Origin of the sequence: Gordonia sp. JH63, from assembly GCF_009856645.1 — a bacterium.
Lineage (GTDB): Bacteria > Actinomycetota > Actinomycetes > Mycobacteriales > Mycobacteriaceae > Gordonia > Gordonia hongkongensis.
In genome coordinates, this window is the sequence record NZ_CP047235.1 from 4,834,289 (window position 1) to 4,850,547 (window position 16,259).

General features: G+C 68.8%; 14 protein-coding genes. 2 read left to right on the forward strand and 12 right to left on the reverse strand.

The window, feature by feature from the left end; all coding sequences use genetic code 11:
* Positions 1 to 69: 69 nt before the first annotated feature.
* The 4 genes from GR168_RS21435 to GR168_RS21450 form a co-directional block, all read right to left on the reverse strand.
* Positions 70 to 1,596: an NAD(P)(+) transhydrogenase (Re/Si-specific) subunit beta gene (locus GR168_RS21435; protein ID WP_058253807.1), complete on the reverse strand. Its 1,527-nt coding sequence runs from the start codon at positions 1,594 to 1,596 to the stop codon at positions 70 to 72.
* Positions 1,597 to 1,616: 20 nt separating this feature from the next.
* On the reverse strand, positions 1,617 to 1,922 hold the full coding sequence (locus tag GR168_RS21440; protein WP_058253806.1) for an NAD(P) transhydrogenase subunit alpha: 306 nt from the start codon (positions 1,920 to 1,922) through the stop codon (positions 1,617 to 1,619).
* Positions 1,922 to 3,010, reverse strand: a complete 1,089-nt coding sequence (locus GR168_RS21445; protein ID WP_058253805.1) for a Re/Si-specific NAD(P)(+) transhydrogenase subunit alpha — start codon at positions 3,008 to 3,010, stop codon at positions 1,922 to 1,924. The genes GR168_RS21440 and GR168_RS21445 overlap by 1 nt, the downstream gene beginning before the upstream one ends.
* 352 nt (positions 3,011 to 3,362) lie before the next feature.
* Positions 3,363 to 4,946 carry a molybdopterin-dependent oxidoreductase gene (locus GR168_RS21450; RefSeq protein WP_159371638.1) on the reverse strand — a complete coding sequence of 528 codons (1,584 nt, stop codon included), beginning with the start codon at positions 4,944 to 4,946 and terminating at the stop codon, positions 3,363 to 3,365.
* 140 nt (positions 4,947 to 5,086) lie between these two features.
* On the opposite strand from GR168_RS21450, the gene GR168_RS21455 reads away from it, so the two are divergent.
* Positions 5,087 to 6,559: an FAD-binding protein gene (locus GR168_RS21455; RefSeq protein WP_058253803.1), complete on the forward strand. Its 1,473-nt coding sequence runs from the start codon at positions 5,087 to 5,089 to the stop codon at positions 6,557 to 6,559.
* A gap of 86 nt (positions 6,560 to 6,645) precedes the next feature.
* Here GR168_RS21455 and GR168_RS21460 read toward each other — a convergent pair whose 3' ends face one another.
* The 7 genes from GR168_RS21460 to nadB all read right to left on the reverse strand — a co-directional run bounded on the left by GR168_RS21460 (position 6,646) and on the right by nadB (position 13,635).
* Complete coding sequence (locus GR168_RS21460) at positions 6,646 to 8,934, reverse strand: heavy metal translocating P-type ATPase (protein ID WP_159371639.1); 2,289 nt, start codon at positions 8,932 to 8,934, stop codon at positions 6,646 to 6,648.
* The gene (locus tag GR168_RS21465) at positions 8,931 to 9,113 is read right to left on the reverse strand and encodes a hypothetical protein (RefSeq protein WP_159371640.1); all 183 of its coding nucleotides are present in this window, start codon (positions 9,111 to 9,113) and stop codon (positions 8,931 to 8,933) included. The genes GR168_RS21460 and GR168_RS21465 overlap by 4 nt, the downstream gene beginning before the upstream one ends.
* A 2-nt stretch (positions 9,114 to 9,115) precedes the next feature.
* The gene (locus GR168_RS21470) at positions 9,116 to 9,322 is read right to left on the reverse strand and encodes a cation transporter (RefSeq protein WP_010843166.1); all 207 of its coding nucleotides are present in this window, start codon (positions 9,320 to 9,322) and stop codon (positions 9,116 to 9,118) included.
* A 52-nt stretch (positions 9,323 to 9,374) separates the two neighbouring features.
* Entirely contained in the window at positions 9,375 to 9,668 is a 294-nt protein-coding gene (locus GR168_RS21475; RefSeq protein WP_159371641.1) for a metal-sensitive transcriptional regulator, read from the reverse strand.
* 195 nt (positions 9,669 to 9,863) lie between these two features.
* Positions 9,864 to 10,715 (reverse strand): hypothetical protein, encoded by an 852-nt coding sequence (locus tag GR168_RS21480; protein WP_058253800.1) that lies wholly within the window; start codon positions 10,713 to 10,715, stop codon positions 9,864 to 9,866.
* A 178-nt stretch (positions 10,716 to 10,893) separates the two neighbouring features.
* Positions 10,894 to 11,931: an alpha/beta hydrolase gene (locus tag GR168_RS21485; RefSeq protein WP_058253799.1), complete on the reverse strand. Its 1,038-nt coding sequence runs from the start codon at positions 11,929 to 11,931 to the stop codon at positions 10,894 to 10,896.
* Between the two features lie 54 nt (positions 11,932 to 11,985).
* Positions 11,986 to 13,635, reverse strand: coding sequence for an L-aspartate oxidase (nadB, locus tag GR168_RS21490; protein WP_058253798.1), 1,650 nt, complete (start codon positions 13,633 to 13,635; stop codon positions 11,986 to 11,988).
* Positions 13,636 to 13,830: 195 nt separating this feature from the next.
* On the opposite strand from nadB, the gene GR168_RS21495 reads away from it, so the two are divergent.
* The gene (locus tag GR168_RS21495; RefSeq protein WP_058253797.1) at positions 13,831 to 15,357 is read left to right on the forward strand and encodes an FAD-dependent oxidoreductase; all 1,527 of its coding nucleotides are present in this window, start codon (positions 13,831 to 13,833) and stop codon (positions 15,355 to 15,357) included.
* 46 nt (positions 15,358 to 15,403) lie between these two features.
* On the opposite strand, the gene GR168_RS21500 is transcribed toward GR168_RS21495, so the two are convergent.
* The gene (locus GR168_RS21500) at positions 15,404 to 16,252 is read right to left on the reverse strand and encodes an SDR family NAD(P)-dependent oxidoreductase (RefSeq protein WP_275406228.1); all 849 of its coding nucleotides are present in this window, start codon (positions 16,250 to 16,252) and stop codon (positions 15,404 to 15,406) included.
* Positions 16,253 to 16,259: the final 7 nt, after the last annotated feature.

A 16,259-nucleotide genomic window follows, 5' to 3' on the forward strand; every position in this document is an offset into this window, starting at 1 on the left:
CCCGCCGAGAAACAGCCGAGGCCCCGGCAACCAGAACGGTTGCCGGGGCCTCGGTTGGTCACGAAAACGCTAGAGCGCCTTGAGTTCCTCGATGACGCTGTCGACGCTCTTCTTGGCGTCGCCGAAGAGCATGCTGGTGCCGTCGGCGAAGAACAGCGGGTTCTCGATACCGGCGTAACCCGAACTCATCGACCGCTTGAGCACGATGGTCGATCGCGCCTCGTCGACGTTGAGGATCGGCATGCCGTGGATCGGGCTACTCGGATCATTGCGCGCCGCGGGGTTGGTGACGTCGTTGGCGCCGATGACGATGGCGACGTCGGTCCGGCTGAACTCGCCGTTGATGTCGTCCATCTCCTTCATCGAGTCGTACTCGACGTCGGCCTCGGCCAGCAGCACGTTCATGTGCCCGGGCATGCGACCGGCGACCGGGTGGATCGCGTACTTGACCTCGACACCCTTGGCCTCCAACAGCTTCGCCATCTCCTTGACCGCATGCTGGGCCTGCGCCACGGCCAGACCGTAACCGGGGACGACGATGACCTGGTTGGCATATGCCATCTGGATCGCGGCGTCGGCAGCCGAGGTCGCCTTGACGGTGCCGCCGGCCGCACCCGGACCGCCCGCGGCAGCAGCATCGCCACCACCGAACGAACCGAACACGATCGCGGGGATCGACCGGTTCATCGCCTTGGCCATGAGGTTGGTCAGGATCGAACCCGACGCGCCGACGATCATCCCGGCCACGATCAGCGCCGTGTTGTCCAGCGCGATACCCGCGGCCGCAGCCGACAGACCGGTCATCGCATTGAGCAGCGAGATGACGACCGGCATGTCCGCACCACCGATGGGGAACACCACGAACAGACCCATCACGCCCGCGGCGACCAGGACTCCGACCATCCACCAGACGCTCGCGCCACCACCGTTGGAGGCGTTGACACCGAGATAGATCGCCAGCCCCAGCGCCACGATCAGCAGCACGATGTTGGCGGCCTGGAACAGCTTCGCGTTGGAGACGAAGGTCTTCTCCAGCCCCTTGGGCATGATCTCCTGCAGCTTCGCGAACGCCACCAGCGAACCCCAGAACGAGACCGACCCGATGATTGCGGCGATCAGCGAACCGATCACCAGCGGCGACGCCGGTTCGACGTTGTGGAACGACGAGAACCCGGAGGTCTCGATGAACTCGGCCCACGCGATGAGCGCGACGGTGCCGCCGCCGACGCCGTTGAACAGCGCCACCAGCTGCGGCATGGCCGTCATCTTGGTCTTGAGTGCGGGCGGAATTCCCAGCGCCACACCGAGAATCAGACCGACGGCGATGAGCACCCAGTTGATCGTCGGTACGCCCTCGGTCGAGTGCCCGTCGGAGCCGACAGCTCCTTCGTTCCACACGTAAAGCAACGTTGCGGCGACGGCCAGACCCATACCGACCGCGGCGATCCAGTTGCCACGCACCGCGGTCTTCGGTCCGGTCAGACCCATCAGACCGTAGATGAACAGGGAGAACGAGACGATGTAGAGCGCGGTCACCAGGTAGCCGACGCCCTCACTCGGGGTATGCGCACCCGCCGCGAGTACCAGCTGTGACACAGAAGTCTCTGGGGAGCCGTTCACTTGGCCACCTCTTTCTTACCCTTGAACATGCCCAGCATCCGGTCGGTGACCGCGAAGCCACCGATGACGTTGAGCGTGCCGAACACCAGCGCGACGAACGCGATGATGCGCACACCCCACCCGGCGTCGGCGGGCAACTTGCCCAGCACGACCAGTGCACCGAGCACGACGATGCCGTGAATGGCGTTGGTGCCCGACATCAACGGAGTGTGCAGGGTGTTGGGGACCTTGGAGATGACGGCGAAACCGACGAACCCGGCGAGCACCAGGATCGCGAGATTCGCGAGAAGACCGGCATACATCAGGCAGACACCTCCTGCTCGGTACGGGTGACACACGCAGCCGCGACGACCTCGTCGTCGAAATCCGGTGTGATGGAGCCGTTGTCGTCGAGCATCAGCTCGATCAGCGCCAGCAGGTTCTTCGAGTACAGCTCGCTGGCGTGCTCCGGCATCGTGGCCGGCAGGTTCAGCGGAGCGGCGATGGTGACGTCGTGTTTCACGACGGTCTGACCCGGCTCGGTCAGCTCGCAATTACCGCCGGTCTCACCGGCGAGGTCGACGACGACACTGCCCGGCTTCATACCCTCGACCGCGGCCGCGGTCACCAGACGCGGAGCCGGACGACCCGGCACCAGCGCAGTGGTGATCACCACGTCGAAACCCTTGATCGCGTCTTCGAGAGCCTGCTGCTGCTGCGCGCGCTCGTCGTCGGTGAGCTCACGGGCGTACCCGCCCTCACCGGCGGCGTCGATGCCCAGATCGAGCCACTGCGCGCCGACCGAACGGACCTGCTCGGCGACCTCGGGACGCACGTCGTAACCGGTGGTCCGCGCACCCAGACGCTTGGCCGTGGCCAAGGCCTGCAGCCCGGCCACACCGACACCCAGGACCAGCACCGTCGCCGGCTTCACCGTGCCGGCCGCCGTGGTCAGCATCGGGAAGAACCGCGTCGACACATCCGCGGCCACCACGACCGACTTGTAACCTGCGACATTCGCCTGCGAACTCAGCGCGTCCATCACCTGGGCGCGCGAGATACGCGGAATGGCTTCCACCGCGTACGCCTCCACGCCTGCTTCCCGCAACGTGGCGATCTGATTGTCGGCGTTGCGCGGCGCGAGAAAGCCGATCAGCTTCTGCCCGCTCCGCAGCTTCGCGATCTCCGCATCCGACGGCGGCGACACCCTCAGGACCACATCGGACCCATATGGATCGCCGATCGTCGCACCGGCCTCGGTGTACGCCTCGTCGGGGATCAGGGCGCCGAGACCGGCCCCCGACTCCACCACGACGGGCACACCCTTGCCCACCAGCGCGGCGACGACCTTCGGGACCAGCGCCACCCGGCGCTCTCCCTCGGCCGTCTCGCGCACGACACCCACTGTCATCTATCTCACCTGTCTGGTCCGGCGCCATCGAGCAGCGCCGCGGTTCGGCGCCAGGACTCGGCGCGTCTTGTCAACGAGGTGACCCGCTTCCAGATCGTGCAGCTCCGCCATGTGGGGGCGCAGCGGACGACCTGACGCAGGTCACGAGGTGCTCGGATGGGACAGGATGACTGTCACCCGGCTCACATAACGGTGCGATGAACATAACATGCGCTCTCAGCGAGAGTTCAGGTGAGTCAGATACCTCACTCAACCCTTGACGCTGCGGTTTTCGCTATTTCTGGACAGGTGTCTGTACAGATGTCGTCCCGCTGGCCTGCCGAGTCTTTCCGGGCTTGGGCTCCGCGTCGCCCTAGACGATGGTGTAGGTGCGGTCGTCGAGTCCGCTCGCGCCGTCGGGTGCCGGTGCCTGATAGCGCTCGATCTGCGGCTTGCCCTGCTTGTCGATCGCCCGGCACTCGAGGGTGTGGTTGCCCTTGGTCGCCTGCCAGGCGAACCGCCACTGCCGCCACGTGTCGATGCTGTACTCCGTCGTCAGCTCCGCGGGTTGCCATGGCCCCTGGTCGACGCGCACCTCGACGCGGTCGACGCCCGTGTGCTGGGCCCATGCGGTGCCGGCCACGACGACCTCCCCGGCCGGATGCTCGGTGCCATCGGCCGGACGGTCGAAGCGCGACGCCATCTTGATCGGGCCGAGCGCCGACCACCCGCGTGTCGTCCAGTAGGCCTTGGCCTCGGAGAACCGCGTGATCTCCCAGTCGATGACCCATTTGGTCGCCGAGACGTACCCGTACAGCCCCGGCACCACCTGCCGGACCGGGTATCCGTGCTCGAGGGGAAGCGGCGAGCCGTTCATCCCGACGGCGAGAAGCGCGTCGCGCTCATCGGTCACCGCCGAAATCGGTGTGCCGCAGGTCCATCCGTCCACACTCGTGGACAGCAACATGTCCGACCCGGGCCTGACCCCGGCAAGATCGAGGACCTCGCGCATCGGCACCCCCAGCCACTTGGCGTTGCCGACGAGGTCGCCACCGACCTCGTTCGACACGCAGGCGAGCGTCACGATCCGCTCGGTCATCGGCATGGCGAGCAGGTCGTCCCAGGACAGGGTCACCTCGCGGTCGACGTCCCCGTGAATCCGCAGTCGCCACTCGTCGGTCGTGAGCGTCGGAACCTGCAACGCGGTGTCGATGCGGTAGAAGTCGGCGTTGCTGGTCATGAAAGGGGTTGCACCCGAGAGCTCGAGCTGCGCACCGGCCGGGATCGGCGGCGCCTGGCTCGCCGCACGCGGCAACAGCACTCGGGCGCGGTCGGCGACGACGCCCGCAGTGTCGGCGAGCACTCGCCGGGCCACGACACCGACGACGACCGCGGCGGCCGCGATACCGCCGGCGGTGAGCACGAAGCGGCGCGAGAAACCCGACCGCACAGCCGATGTGGGCTCGTCGCCCGCGGCGTCGGGATCCGCCTCGGGGGACTCCGCCCCCTTGGGACGTAGCTGCGCGATGAGGACGCGCAGCACAACGATCCCGACGACGCCGGCGATGATCGACGGCAGTGCGTGCGTCCAACCGGCATCGGGACGGTTGAGTGCGGCCAGCATCCCGACCAACCCGAAGGCTCCGATGATCACCGAGCCGAGCGGAGGTCGTCGTCGTTCGAGGTATCCGCACGCCGCCGCGAGCACCGCGATGATGATGCCCATCCCGATGAACAAGGCGAGCTTGTCGGCAACGCCGAACGTCTCGATGGCCCACTTGCGTACGGCCTCGGGCGAATGGTCGACGACCGACGAGCCGACTGCGAAGTACGGGGAGGCGTCGGGCGAGATCGGGACGGCGGCCAGTTCGCCCGCGGCGAGGGCCGCGCCGACGGCGACCACGCCGGCCAGCGCGGGAGCCGGCGAGGATGCGTGACGCGTGGTGATCGAGGCCATATCCCTTGGTACCGGAGAACCCTGTGAATATGCCGTGCGCCGGATGGTCCGAGACCGTGCGGTGACCACCGACGGCACCCCGTCGACGAATCGTTATCAAGACTAGAACAGGTTCTAGTTTGTCCGCTAATCTGAGCGGTATGGCTACCAGCACCGAGATCCCCGAGACCGTCGCACTTGATTCGGTGAGTGAGTTCTCCGACGAGGTCGACGTCGTCGTGATCGGATTCGGCATCGCCGGCGGATGCGCCGCCGCCGAGGCCGCTGCCAACGGCGCGCGTGTGCTGTTGCTCGAGCGCGCCGCCGCGCCCGGCGGCACCACCTCGCTCTCCGGTGGATTCTTCTACCTCGGCGGCGGGACCGCAGTACAGCAGGCCACGGGCCAGGACGACTCCGTCGAGGAGATGGAGAAGTACCTCACCGCCGTGTCGATCGAACCCGAGGCCGACAAGATCCACGCCTACTGCGTCGACAGCGTCGACCACTTCAACTGGCTCGAAGGACTCGGCTTCACCTTCGAGCGCAGCTTCTATCCGGAGAAGGCCGTGATCCAGCCCGGTACCGAGGGACTGATGTTCACCGGCAACGAGAAGGTCTGGCCGTTCAAGAACCAGGCCGTCCCCGCGCCACGCGGGCACAAGGTCCCGGTACCCGGGGAGACCGGGGGCGCGAAGCTGGTCATCGATCTGCTCGTCACCCGTCTCAACGAGCTGGGTGCCGAGGTCCGGTATGAGACCGGCGCCCGCCAGTTGGTCGTCGACGAGCAGGGTGCGGTCGTCGGCGTGACGTGGAAGACGCCCGACGCCGAGGGCGTCATCCGCGCGGACTCGGTGATCATCGCCGCCGGCGGTTTCGTGATGAACCCCGACATGGTCGCCGAACACACCCCGCATCTCGCCGAAAAGCCGTTCGTGCTCGGCAACACCTACGACGACGGCCTCGGCCTGCGCATGGGCCGATCGGTCGGCGCCGCACTGAAATACATGGACAAGGCGTTCATCACCGCGCCGATCTACCCGCCCGCAAGCATGGTCATGGGCGTCATCGTGAACAAATTCGGCGAGCGGTTCGTCACCGAGGACTCCTACCATGCGCGGACATCGGGATTCGTCCTCGAGCAACCTGATTCGGTGGCTTACCTCATCGTCAACGAGTCGCACATGAACGAGAAGCAGAACTACCTGGTCCCGTTGATCGACGGCTGGGAGACCATCGAGGAGATGGAGCGGGACCTCGGCATCCCCGAGGGCAAGCTGCAGGCGACCATGGCCCGCTACAACGAGAACGCAGCGAAGAAGGAAGACCCCGACTTCCACAAGGCACCCGAGTTCCTCGAGCCCCAGGACACCGGACCGTGGGCGGCATACGACCTGTCGCTCGGCAAGGCCATGTACGCCGGGTTCACCATGGGCGGTATGGCGACGTCGTTGGACGGCGAGGTGCTCGACGAGTCGGGCACCGTCATCCGCGGGCTCTACGCCGCCGGGGCCAGTGCCACCAACATCGCGCAGGACTGCAAGGGATACTGCAGCGGAACGCAATTGGGCGAGGGCTCCTACTTCGGCCGGCGCGCCGGGCGGCACGCGGCGGCACGGGTCGCCACCAGCGCCTGACGGTCGGGCACCCGATCGAAAACCGCCCGCCGGCGAACCATAGACGACGAAGAGTCGTCGGCGTAGCCGGCGAGGGCGGTTTCCGATCAGCGCCGCGGCGTGAACCCGCGGAGTCGCAGGCTGTTGCCGACGACGAACACCGACGAGAGCGCCATGGCCGCGCCGGCGATCATGGGATTCAGCATCCCGGCGGCGGCGAGAGGAATGGCCGCGACGTTGTACCCGAAGGCCCAGAACAGGTTTCCCTTGATGGTGCCGAGGGTTCGACGCGCCAGAGCAATGGCATCGGCCACCGCGCGCAGGTCACCGCTCACGATCGTCAGATCGCTGGCGGCCATCGCGACGTCGGTGCCGGTACCCATCGCGAGGCCGAGATCCGCCTGCGCAAGCGCCGCGGCGTCGTTGATCCCGTCCCCGACCATCGCCACCACGTGGCCCTGCTCCTGCAGTTCGGCGATCACCTCGAGCTTCCGCTTCGGACTGACCCCGGCGGTGACGTCGTCGATTCCGACACTCGAGGCCACGGCCCGGGCGGCGCCCTCATTGTCGCCGGTGAGCAACATCGGAATCAGACCCAGTCGCCGGAACTCGGCGATCGCCGCGGCCGACGAGGGTTTGACCTGGTCCGCCACCACGAGAACCGCGACGGGAACAGATTGTCGGGCAGGCTCTTCGGAGGAATCCTCGGCGATCAGGACGACGACCGCGGTTGCGCCGTCGGATTCCGCGACGACCACCGCATCGTCGAGCGGCGGTGGCAGGGGCGCGTCGATCGTGTTCGGCGACACCACTGTCACGAACCGGTCGCCGACGATCCCGGCGACACCGGCGCCCTGCGTGGACACGAAATCACGGACGCGGGAGTCGATGTGGTCGCGTCCCGCGTCGACGATGGCCGCCGCGATCGGGTGTTCCGATCCCGACTCCACCGATGCCGCCCAGCCCAGGACCTGTTCGCGCGCATAGCCGTCGGCCACGGTGATCCCGGACAGCGACATCTCACCCGTCGTCACGGTGCCGGTCTTGTCCAGCACGATCGTGTCGACGCGTCGCGTCGATTCCAACACCTCCGGGCCCTTCAGCAGGATGCCCAGCTGTGCCCCTCGCCCGGTACCGACCATCAGGGCCGTCGGAGTGGCGAGTCCGAGCGCGCACGGGCACGCGATGATGAGGACCGCGACGGCGGCGGTGAACGCGAAGGTCACATCGCCACCGGCGAAGTCGGTCGTGGACGCCACGCCGAGCCAGAAGCCCAGGGTCGCAAGCGAGATCGCGATCACGATCGGGACGAACACCGACGAGATCCGGTCGGCCAGTCGCTGGACGTCGGCCTTGCCCTCTTGCGCCGCCGTCACCATGCGGGCCATCTGGGCGAGCGCGGTGTCGGAACCGACAGCGGTCGCACGCACGACGAGCAGACCGCTGGTGTTGACGGTCGCGCCGACCACCGAGTCGCCGGAGGTGACCTCGACCGGCACCGACTCACCGGAGACCATCGACGCGTCGACCGCCGACGCACCGTCGACGACGACTCCGTCGGTGGCGATCTTCTCACCGGGCCGGACCACGAACTCGTCGCCGACCGCCAGCTGCGCGATGGGGATTCGGGACTCGGCGCCGTCGGACCGTCGGACGACGACGTCCTTGGCCCCGAGGTCCATCAGCGCGGCGAGTGCGTCACCGGCCCGCCGCTTGGCGCGCTTCTCGAAATAGCGGCCGGCCAGCAGGAAGGTCGTGACTCCGGCCGCGGCCTCGAGGTAGATGTGCGACGATCCGTCGGTCCGCTGGGGCAGCAGGTCGAATCCGTGGGTGAGCCCGGGCGTGCCCGCGGTGCCGAGGAACAGCGCGTACAGCGACCATCCGAACGCCGCGAGGGTGCCGACGGACACGAGGGTGTCCATCGTCGTGGCGCCATGGCGCAGGTTGATCCACGCTGTGCGGTGGAACGGGTAGGCCCCCCACACGACGACCGGCGCGGCGAGCGTCAGGGACAACCACTGCCAGTACGTGAACTGCAGCGCCGGGATCATCGCGAGCGCGATCACCGGCACCGAGAGGATCGCGGAGACGATCAGGCGCTGCCGGAGACCGTCCAATTCGGGATCGCCGGACCCCTTATCTGGGTTCTCCGGAGCGTCCGCCGACGAATCGGTCAGGATCGGCGACGCGTCGTAGCCGGCCGCGCGGACCACCTCGACGAGGTCGCCGGGCGCCAGACCCGCAGGTACCTCGACGTGGGCACGTTCGGTCGCGTAGTTCACCGACGCGGTCACACCGTCGATCTTGTTGAGCTTGCGCTCGATACGGTTGGCGCAGGACGCGCAGGTCATGCCGGAGATGTCGAGGTCGACCAGTTGTCCGGTGCTCGCGGTCATGGGTGACCACCTTCATGCGGGTCGGATGTCGGTTCGCCGGTGACGACGCCGTGTGACGGTGCGTCGTGAGTCACCGGCTCCACGTCGGGGCCCCACGCACGCCCGACGCCGAACGCGATCACGAAGACCGCGATCAGCGCGACGATGTAGGCCAGGGGCCCGGTGACAACGGATCTCATGGTCAGACCAGCGCGTAGCCGGCTTCGGTGACGGCGGCCGCGACCTCGTCTCGACCGAGCTCACGGTCGGCCGCGACCCGCACCGAGCCGTCGTCGACGGTGACCTCGACACTGGTCACGCCCGGCAGCGCCTCGATCTCCTCGCGAACGGACGCGGCACAGTGGCCGCAGGTCATGCCGGTGACGGTGTAGGTGCTGGTGGTGCTCATGCGTGAACTCCTCGGATCGTCGAAGTCAACGGGGTTGGATCAAGAAGGACGGTCAGGACTTGACCAGGCGAGAGATCGCGGCCATGGCTTCGTCGACCTTGGCCTTGCCGGCCTCGTCGCTCTCCTGCGCGGCATGCACGACGCAGTGGGCCATGTGCTCTTCGAGGAGGCCGAGGCTGACCGCTTGCAGCGCCTTGGTCATCGCAGACACCTGCGTCAGGATGTCGATGCAGTAGGTGTCTTCCTCCACCATCCGCTGCAAACCGCGCGCCTGACCTTCGATGCGCTTCAGGCGGCGCAGATAGTCATCCTTCCGGCCGATGTAGCCGTGCTGGTGCTCGTCCATGATCTCTCCCGTCCGAATACCCCTCAAGGGTATGCCCGACCAGGTATACCACCGTCGAACCCGAAACGGTACCCCCCTACCGTATGCGCCGGCTGAAGGAAACGTGCGCGCGTCACCCTCCGCCCCCTGAGGAGCGAGCTTGCGAGCGAGGGAGCGGTTGTGAGAACCAGCGGTGTCCTGGTTTTTCGGATGCCCCTACGAGCGGAGTGCTGCGGCCAGTTTGGCCAGGGCGGCGGCGACCTCGTCGAGCGCGTCCCCGATGGCGGCAACACGCGCCGCGTCGAATCCCGGAGCGGTGGAGTCGGGCACGGGCACGGCCGGGACGTTCCGCGGCGCGATGCCCTTCGTCTCCGAATTCGGGACACGGACGGACGGGCCGGCCTGGCCGCTGCCTGCCTGTCCGTCGAACGATCTGCCGGGGTCTGGCGCCGGCGAGTAGGCGACGTCGTAGCCGTCGGTCCGGTGGCGTCGGCCGTGGTAGTCCTCGGCGGCCAGCGGCTCGGCATTGGTCGACCGGCGTCCGCCGCGGTACTCACCCGGTTCGGGCTCGGCCGCCGGGGGTTGCGTCGGCAGGGCAGCCGGGTGCGAGTCGGGCAGGCGGTGCGAACCCATCCGTGACGAACCCATCTGTGACGAACCCATCTGCGGCGGCGGCTGACGCAGTGGGTCGACGGCGTGATCAGGCGCGACGGTCTGCGGGTTGGAAGCGCTCGCGCCGGTCATCACCGACGGTGCGTGGCCGTTGCTGCGCGCATAGAAGTGCGGGCCGCCGTGCCCGGCGAAGAACACGCATCCGGCACCCTCTGGGGACGGAACCGGGCACGGATTGCGTTCGATGAGCGACTGCGCGCGGTCGTCGAAGTCGTTCCATTCGAGCCACAGCCGGCGGTCGTGCCGTGGGTGAGTACTCGCGTCGGTGGCGTGATTGCCCCGATGGCCGATCGCCAGACGGCATTGCAGCAACCAATCGGAGTCACCCGACAGCCCCAGCGCCGCGCGTTCGGTCGGCCGGCACACCACCGTCGACCAACAGCCTTCGCCGTTCATACGGACTCCCCTTCATGCCTTGCATCGCCGCGAGATCTTCGCGCGACCACACCCGTGTGGCGCGCACGGTCGTCTTCTCGTACCCGTCGGCTTCCTGCCGCCCGGTGGCAAGCCCCCCGGCATGCGCTTCTGCGGTGGCCCTCCCCCGGTGGCCACGGTGCGGTGAAGATCCCGCGGGTCAGTGTACGAAGCGGGCCGGTCCGGTGCCACCCTCTTGGCCCCGCGCGTCCGAACCGAGGAACGCGAGGATCCTCGCGTTCACCTCGTCCGGCTGGTCGAGGTGCAGGAAATGGCCCGCCCCGGCGACGACCGCGGCCGCACTGCCCGCCGGCAACACCTCGCGGACCGCGTCCGCAAGACGCGACTGCATGCACCCGTCGTCTGCACCATGCAAATACAGTGTGGGAGAACGTGATTCGCCCAGCCAGTCGTTCCGCAACGCGGCGTACCGAGGATGGGTCCGCGGCCGGCGAAGTGCGCGGTAGTACCCGAGCGCGGCTGTCCGATGGGCACGTGTGGGCAGCGCCGCGAGCGCGTGGTCGACGTCCAGTCGGTGGTCGGGCCGGACAGGGGTCGCCGCCGAATCCAGCCGCCAGCGGCGCCACAGGAGCGGGATGAGGCGGTCGAGAGTCCGTTCGGGCAACCACGGCAGCTGATTGAACGCGATGTACCAGCTCATCACCGCCTGACGCGCGAGCGTCTTGACGCCGTCGACCCCACTTCCGATCGAGCGCCGGACCGCCGGAACCGGCGGGACCGACATCGAGACCACCCGCGCGTACGGATTGTCGTCGCGGTGCGCCACCGCGTTCGCCGTCATCGCGCCCCAGTCGTGCCCGATCAGGACGGCGTCGGCGCCGGCTCCGACCGCGCGATGAACCGCCAGCGCATCGTAGGCCAGCGCCGCAACGTGAAAGTCGTTGTCCTCCGGTATCTCCGACGGTGCGTAACCGCGTGTGAACGGGGCGACCACGCGGTACCCGGCGCCGGCGAGTTCGGGCCCGAGATGCCGCCACGTCCATGCCGAGTCGGGAAATCCGTGCAGGCACACGGCCACCGGACCGGCCGCGGGACCCCACGCGAGCGCATGCAGGGTGATGTGTCCGAGCTCGAGGGTGATTCGTTCCGGGTCCCCGAGAACAGGGGCGCGGGAATCCGGGCCGTCGCGATCGGGGGCGCCCTGGGGCCCCGAACCGTCTGCGGAGATCTGGGTCATCGGGGTCAATCTATCTCCCACGGCACCCCGGAGGCGTCGACTTGACCGGCCCGCTCAGCCGGGTAGGCCCACGGGACGGGCCTCCCGCAATTCGCCGTCGACGATCCGGAACACCCGCGACTCCGCCACATCGGCGGTCAACGGGTAATCCGTGCGGACATGCGCTCCGCGGGATTCGGTGCGCGCGGCAGCGGCGGCGACGACCGCGGACGCGGTGAGCGTGAGTGCCGCGTCCTCGATGTCGCGTACCGAGTCGGCCGTCCGACGCGGCGCGGCGGCGAGCGTCGCGGCGACTTCGGCGAGACCGGCAGCCGACCGTCGTAGCGCGACATGACGCGTCATCATGTTCTGGAGCTGTTCGCGGTCCAGGACGGGGACCGGCTGCTCGGCCTTCAGTTCGGCGCATTCGGGGACCGGGATCTCGCGACGCGCGACTGCCACGGCGGCCGCGCGACGGCCCATCACCAGGCCTTCCAGCAGGCTGTTCGATGCCAGCCGATTGGCGCCGTGCAGCCCGGTGCGCGCGACTTCGCCGGCCGCGAGCAACCCATCGACCGCGGTGCGGGACGACTCGTCGGTCACGACCCCGCCGCACAGATAGTGCGCGCCGGGGACGACCGGGATCCGTCCGGACGCGGGGTCGAGGCCGGCCGCGCGGACACCGGCGGTCACCGTCGGGAAGCGGGCCTCGAAGTCGCCGACGTCGGCGATGTCGAGATACACGCACGGGTGCCCGGTGAGCTCGATCGCGGTCTGCACCGCGTCGGCCACCACGTCGCGGGGAGCGAGATCGCCCATCGGGTGGACGCCCGCGGTGACCGACCGGCCGTCGACGTCGATGAGCCGTCCGCCCTCGCCGCGCACCGCCTCGCTGATGAGGGTCCGCCGACCCCGCGCGCCCGCGGTGTAGAGCATCGTCGGGTGGAACTGGATGAACTCGAGATCGGACACCTGCGCCCCGGCGCGCAGTGCCAGCGCGATGCCGTCGCAGGTGGCGCCCGCCGGATTCGTGGTGGCGGCGTAGAGGTGCCCCGCCCCGCCGGTCGCGAGGAGCACGGTCGGGGCGAGGACCGACGTGGGACGGCCGTCGCGCAGGCACGCGACACCGACTGCCCGGCCGTCGTCGAGGTGGATCGCGGTGGCGATCGTGTCGTCGAGGAACCGGATCGGCGGCACGTCTCCGCCGGCGGTCTGCCGGACGGCCTCGTGCAGCGCGCGCTGGATCGCGGCCCCGGTCGCGTCGCCGCCGGCGTGGATGATGCGCCGGCGGGTGTGGCCGCCCTCACGGGTGCGCAGGAGCAGACCGTCGGTGTCCCGGTCGAATTCGGCACCCCAGCCGATGAGGGCCGACACCGAGTCCCAGCCGTCGGCGAGGATGGGGCCCGACGCCGCGGCATCGGTGAGACCGCCGCCGGCGGCGACTGTGTCGGCGAGGTGGCGGTCCACGGAATCGGCGTTGTCCGAGCTTCCCGTCTCCGCGCCGGGCATCACGACCGCGACACCACCCTGCGCGTAGAACGTGGACGTGGGTTGCTCCGCGTTCGCGACGTCCCAGCCCGGCCCCTTGTTGAGCACGACGACCCGGAGCCCCTCGTGGGCGGCCCAGAGCGCCGCCGTCAGTCCGGCGATTCCGGCACCCGCCACCACGAGGTCGGCGCGGACCGTCTCCTCGGTCCCGGTCAGTCCGCGAGTCAACCCGCTCATGTCAACCGCCTCTCGCCGCGGCTCAGGGTGCCGCCGGCCCTCCGGGCAACACCCCGGATGTGTTTTCGATTCCCAGTCGAAAACCCTACCCTGCGGGTGCGCCACCCGAAATGCTCGGCGGCCCGCCGGCTCCGATGTTTGATCGTCTCCGGCCCCGATGTTTGAGCGCCTCCGGCAAGGGCAAACCCGGTCAGCATGAAAACCCTCTGGTTCGACCCCGCAGGTGAGGCAGCCCCCGAGTACCTGCCCGATGTCCGCCCGGAGACGATGCCCATCGACGTCGTCGACAGATTCGACCAGGTCATCGTCGGAGGTGGCATCACCGGTCTGACGACCGGCCTGCTGCTGGCCCGCGCGGGCCAGTCGGTCGCGGTCCTCGAAGCCCGGCACATGGGTGCCGCGGCGACCGGCCACACCACCGGCAAGCTCTCGCTGCTCCAGGGCACTCGACTGTCGTCGATCGCGAGCCGCCACGGCCACTCGGCCGTACAGGACTACGTCGACGCCAACCGCGAGGGACAGGCCTGGTTGCGCCACTATCTCGAACTCCGCGGCCTGCAGGTCGACGAACGCGCTGCCCTCACCTTCGCCGCCACCGCGTCCGGCGCGAAGTCGGTGGAGAAGGAGTTCGAGGCCTGCCGCGCTCATGACCTGCCCGTCGAACACGTCGACTGCCCCGAGTTGCCCTTCGACGTCCGCACCGCCATTCGCCTCGACGGTCAGGCCCAGATCGACCCGATGGTCGTGCTCCGCGCCCTGGCCGACGACCTGCGCGCACACGGCGGCCACTTCTACGAGGGCGTCCGCGTGCAGGGTCTCCGCCACGGCTCCCCGAACGTCCTCTCGACCGATGCCGGTGACGTCCGCGCCGACTCGGTGGTCATCGCAACCGGACAGCCCTTCCTCGACCGCGGCGGCTACTTCGCCCGGGTCCATCCCCAGCGGTCCTACGCCGCGGCGTTCACCGTCGACGGGGACATCCCCCGCGAGATGTACCTTGGCTCCGACAACCCGTCGGTCTCTCTGCGGACGGTCTCCCGGCCGGGCTACGACCGCGAACTGCTCATGGTCGGTGGCTTCGGACACGAGGTGGGCCGGACGAAGTCCGAGCGACAGCATGTCCTCGACCTGATCAGCTGGACCCAGAAGCACTTCCCCTCGGCACAGATGGTCGCGCGCTGGTCGGCTCAGGACTACACGACGATCGACGAATTGCCCTATGTCGGACCGATTCTGCCGGGCGTCGACTCGGTGCAGGTGGCGACCGGGTTCGCCAAGTGGGGTCTGACAAACGGCGTCGCCGCGGCGCTCGCGATGACGGGACGCATCCTCGGTTCCGAACCACAGTGGTCGACGACCCTGCGCCCGTGGCGCACGACCGAGATCAGCCGCCCCGGCTCGCTGGCCTCGGCGGTGTCGGCCAACGCGCAGGTCGCGGGATACATGGCCGCCGGTTACCTGTCGCTGCTGAAGCCTACCGACGGCGCACCCGAGGAAGGCGACGGCAGCGTCGGGCGTTCCGGCGTGAAGCCCGAGGGCGTGTGCACCGTGCAGGGCCAGACGCGGTCCGTCGCGCCGCTGTGCACGCACCTCTACGGCGTGCTGCGATGGAACGACGCCGAACAGTCCTGGGACTGCCCGCTGCACGGTTCGCGATTCAGCCACACCGGCGAGGTCCTCGAAGGTCCGGCCACCCGGAACCTGGCCTCGCACAACGACTGAGCGGGACACAGCGGACCGTCGGCGGGCCCGACGACGGTCCGCCGGGTCAGTTCCGGGCGACGGTCGGCGCCGAACCGGCAAGCGCGGCCTCGCCCAGCATGCGGCGGAACACCGGACCGGTCAGCGTCGCGATCGGGCGCTGCACTGCTCCGGCCAGGACGCGGACACCGACGTCGAGTGCTCGCGCGTCGAGGCCCACCGGAATGCGGTCCCGGCCGCTAAGGGCGCCGTGCAGGATCGCCGCTGCCGCGGCATCGGGCCGCGTCCCGGGCAGGCGGCGGTTGAAACCCCGCGTCACGAAGTCCCGCACCCCGGGCGTCACGTACAGCGCGCGGGCGGCGATCTCGGTGTGCACGACGCCGGGATGAACACTGTGCACGCGGACGTCGGACCCTTCGGAGCGAAGCTGTAGCTGGATGGTCTCGGAGTACCCGCGCGCGGCGAACTTGGAGGCGGAGTACGCCGACTGCGTGGGGCAACCGAGAAATCCGAAGGCGCTGGAGGTGTTCACGATCGACCCGCCGCCGGCCGCCTGTAGATGCGGGAGGAAGGCCACGGTGCCGTTCACGACGCCGCCGAGGTTCACAGCCATGATCCGCCGCGCATAATCGTCGTCCTCCTCGAGAACGCCCGCCACCATCGTGATCCCGGCATTGTTGAACACCATGGCCGGCGGGCCGGACCGACCGATGACGGCGTCGGCATATGCGGTCATCGCATCGGCGTCGGACACATCGACCTCGTCGAGATGCACCCGGCCACCGGCGTCGCACAACCGCACCGTCTCCTGCGCGGCCGGAAGGTCGACATCGCTCAGGAACACCTCGACACCCGCACGATCGAATCGCCGCGCGAGTGCCCGGCCCATGCCCGCCCCGGCACCGGTGATCACCACCGGCCGC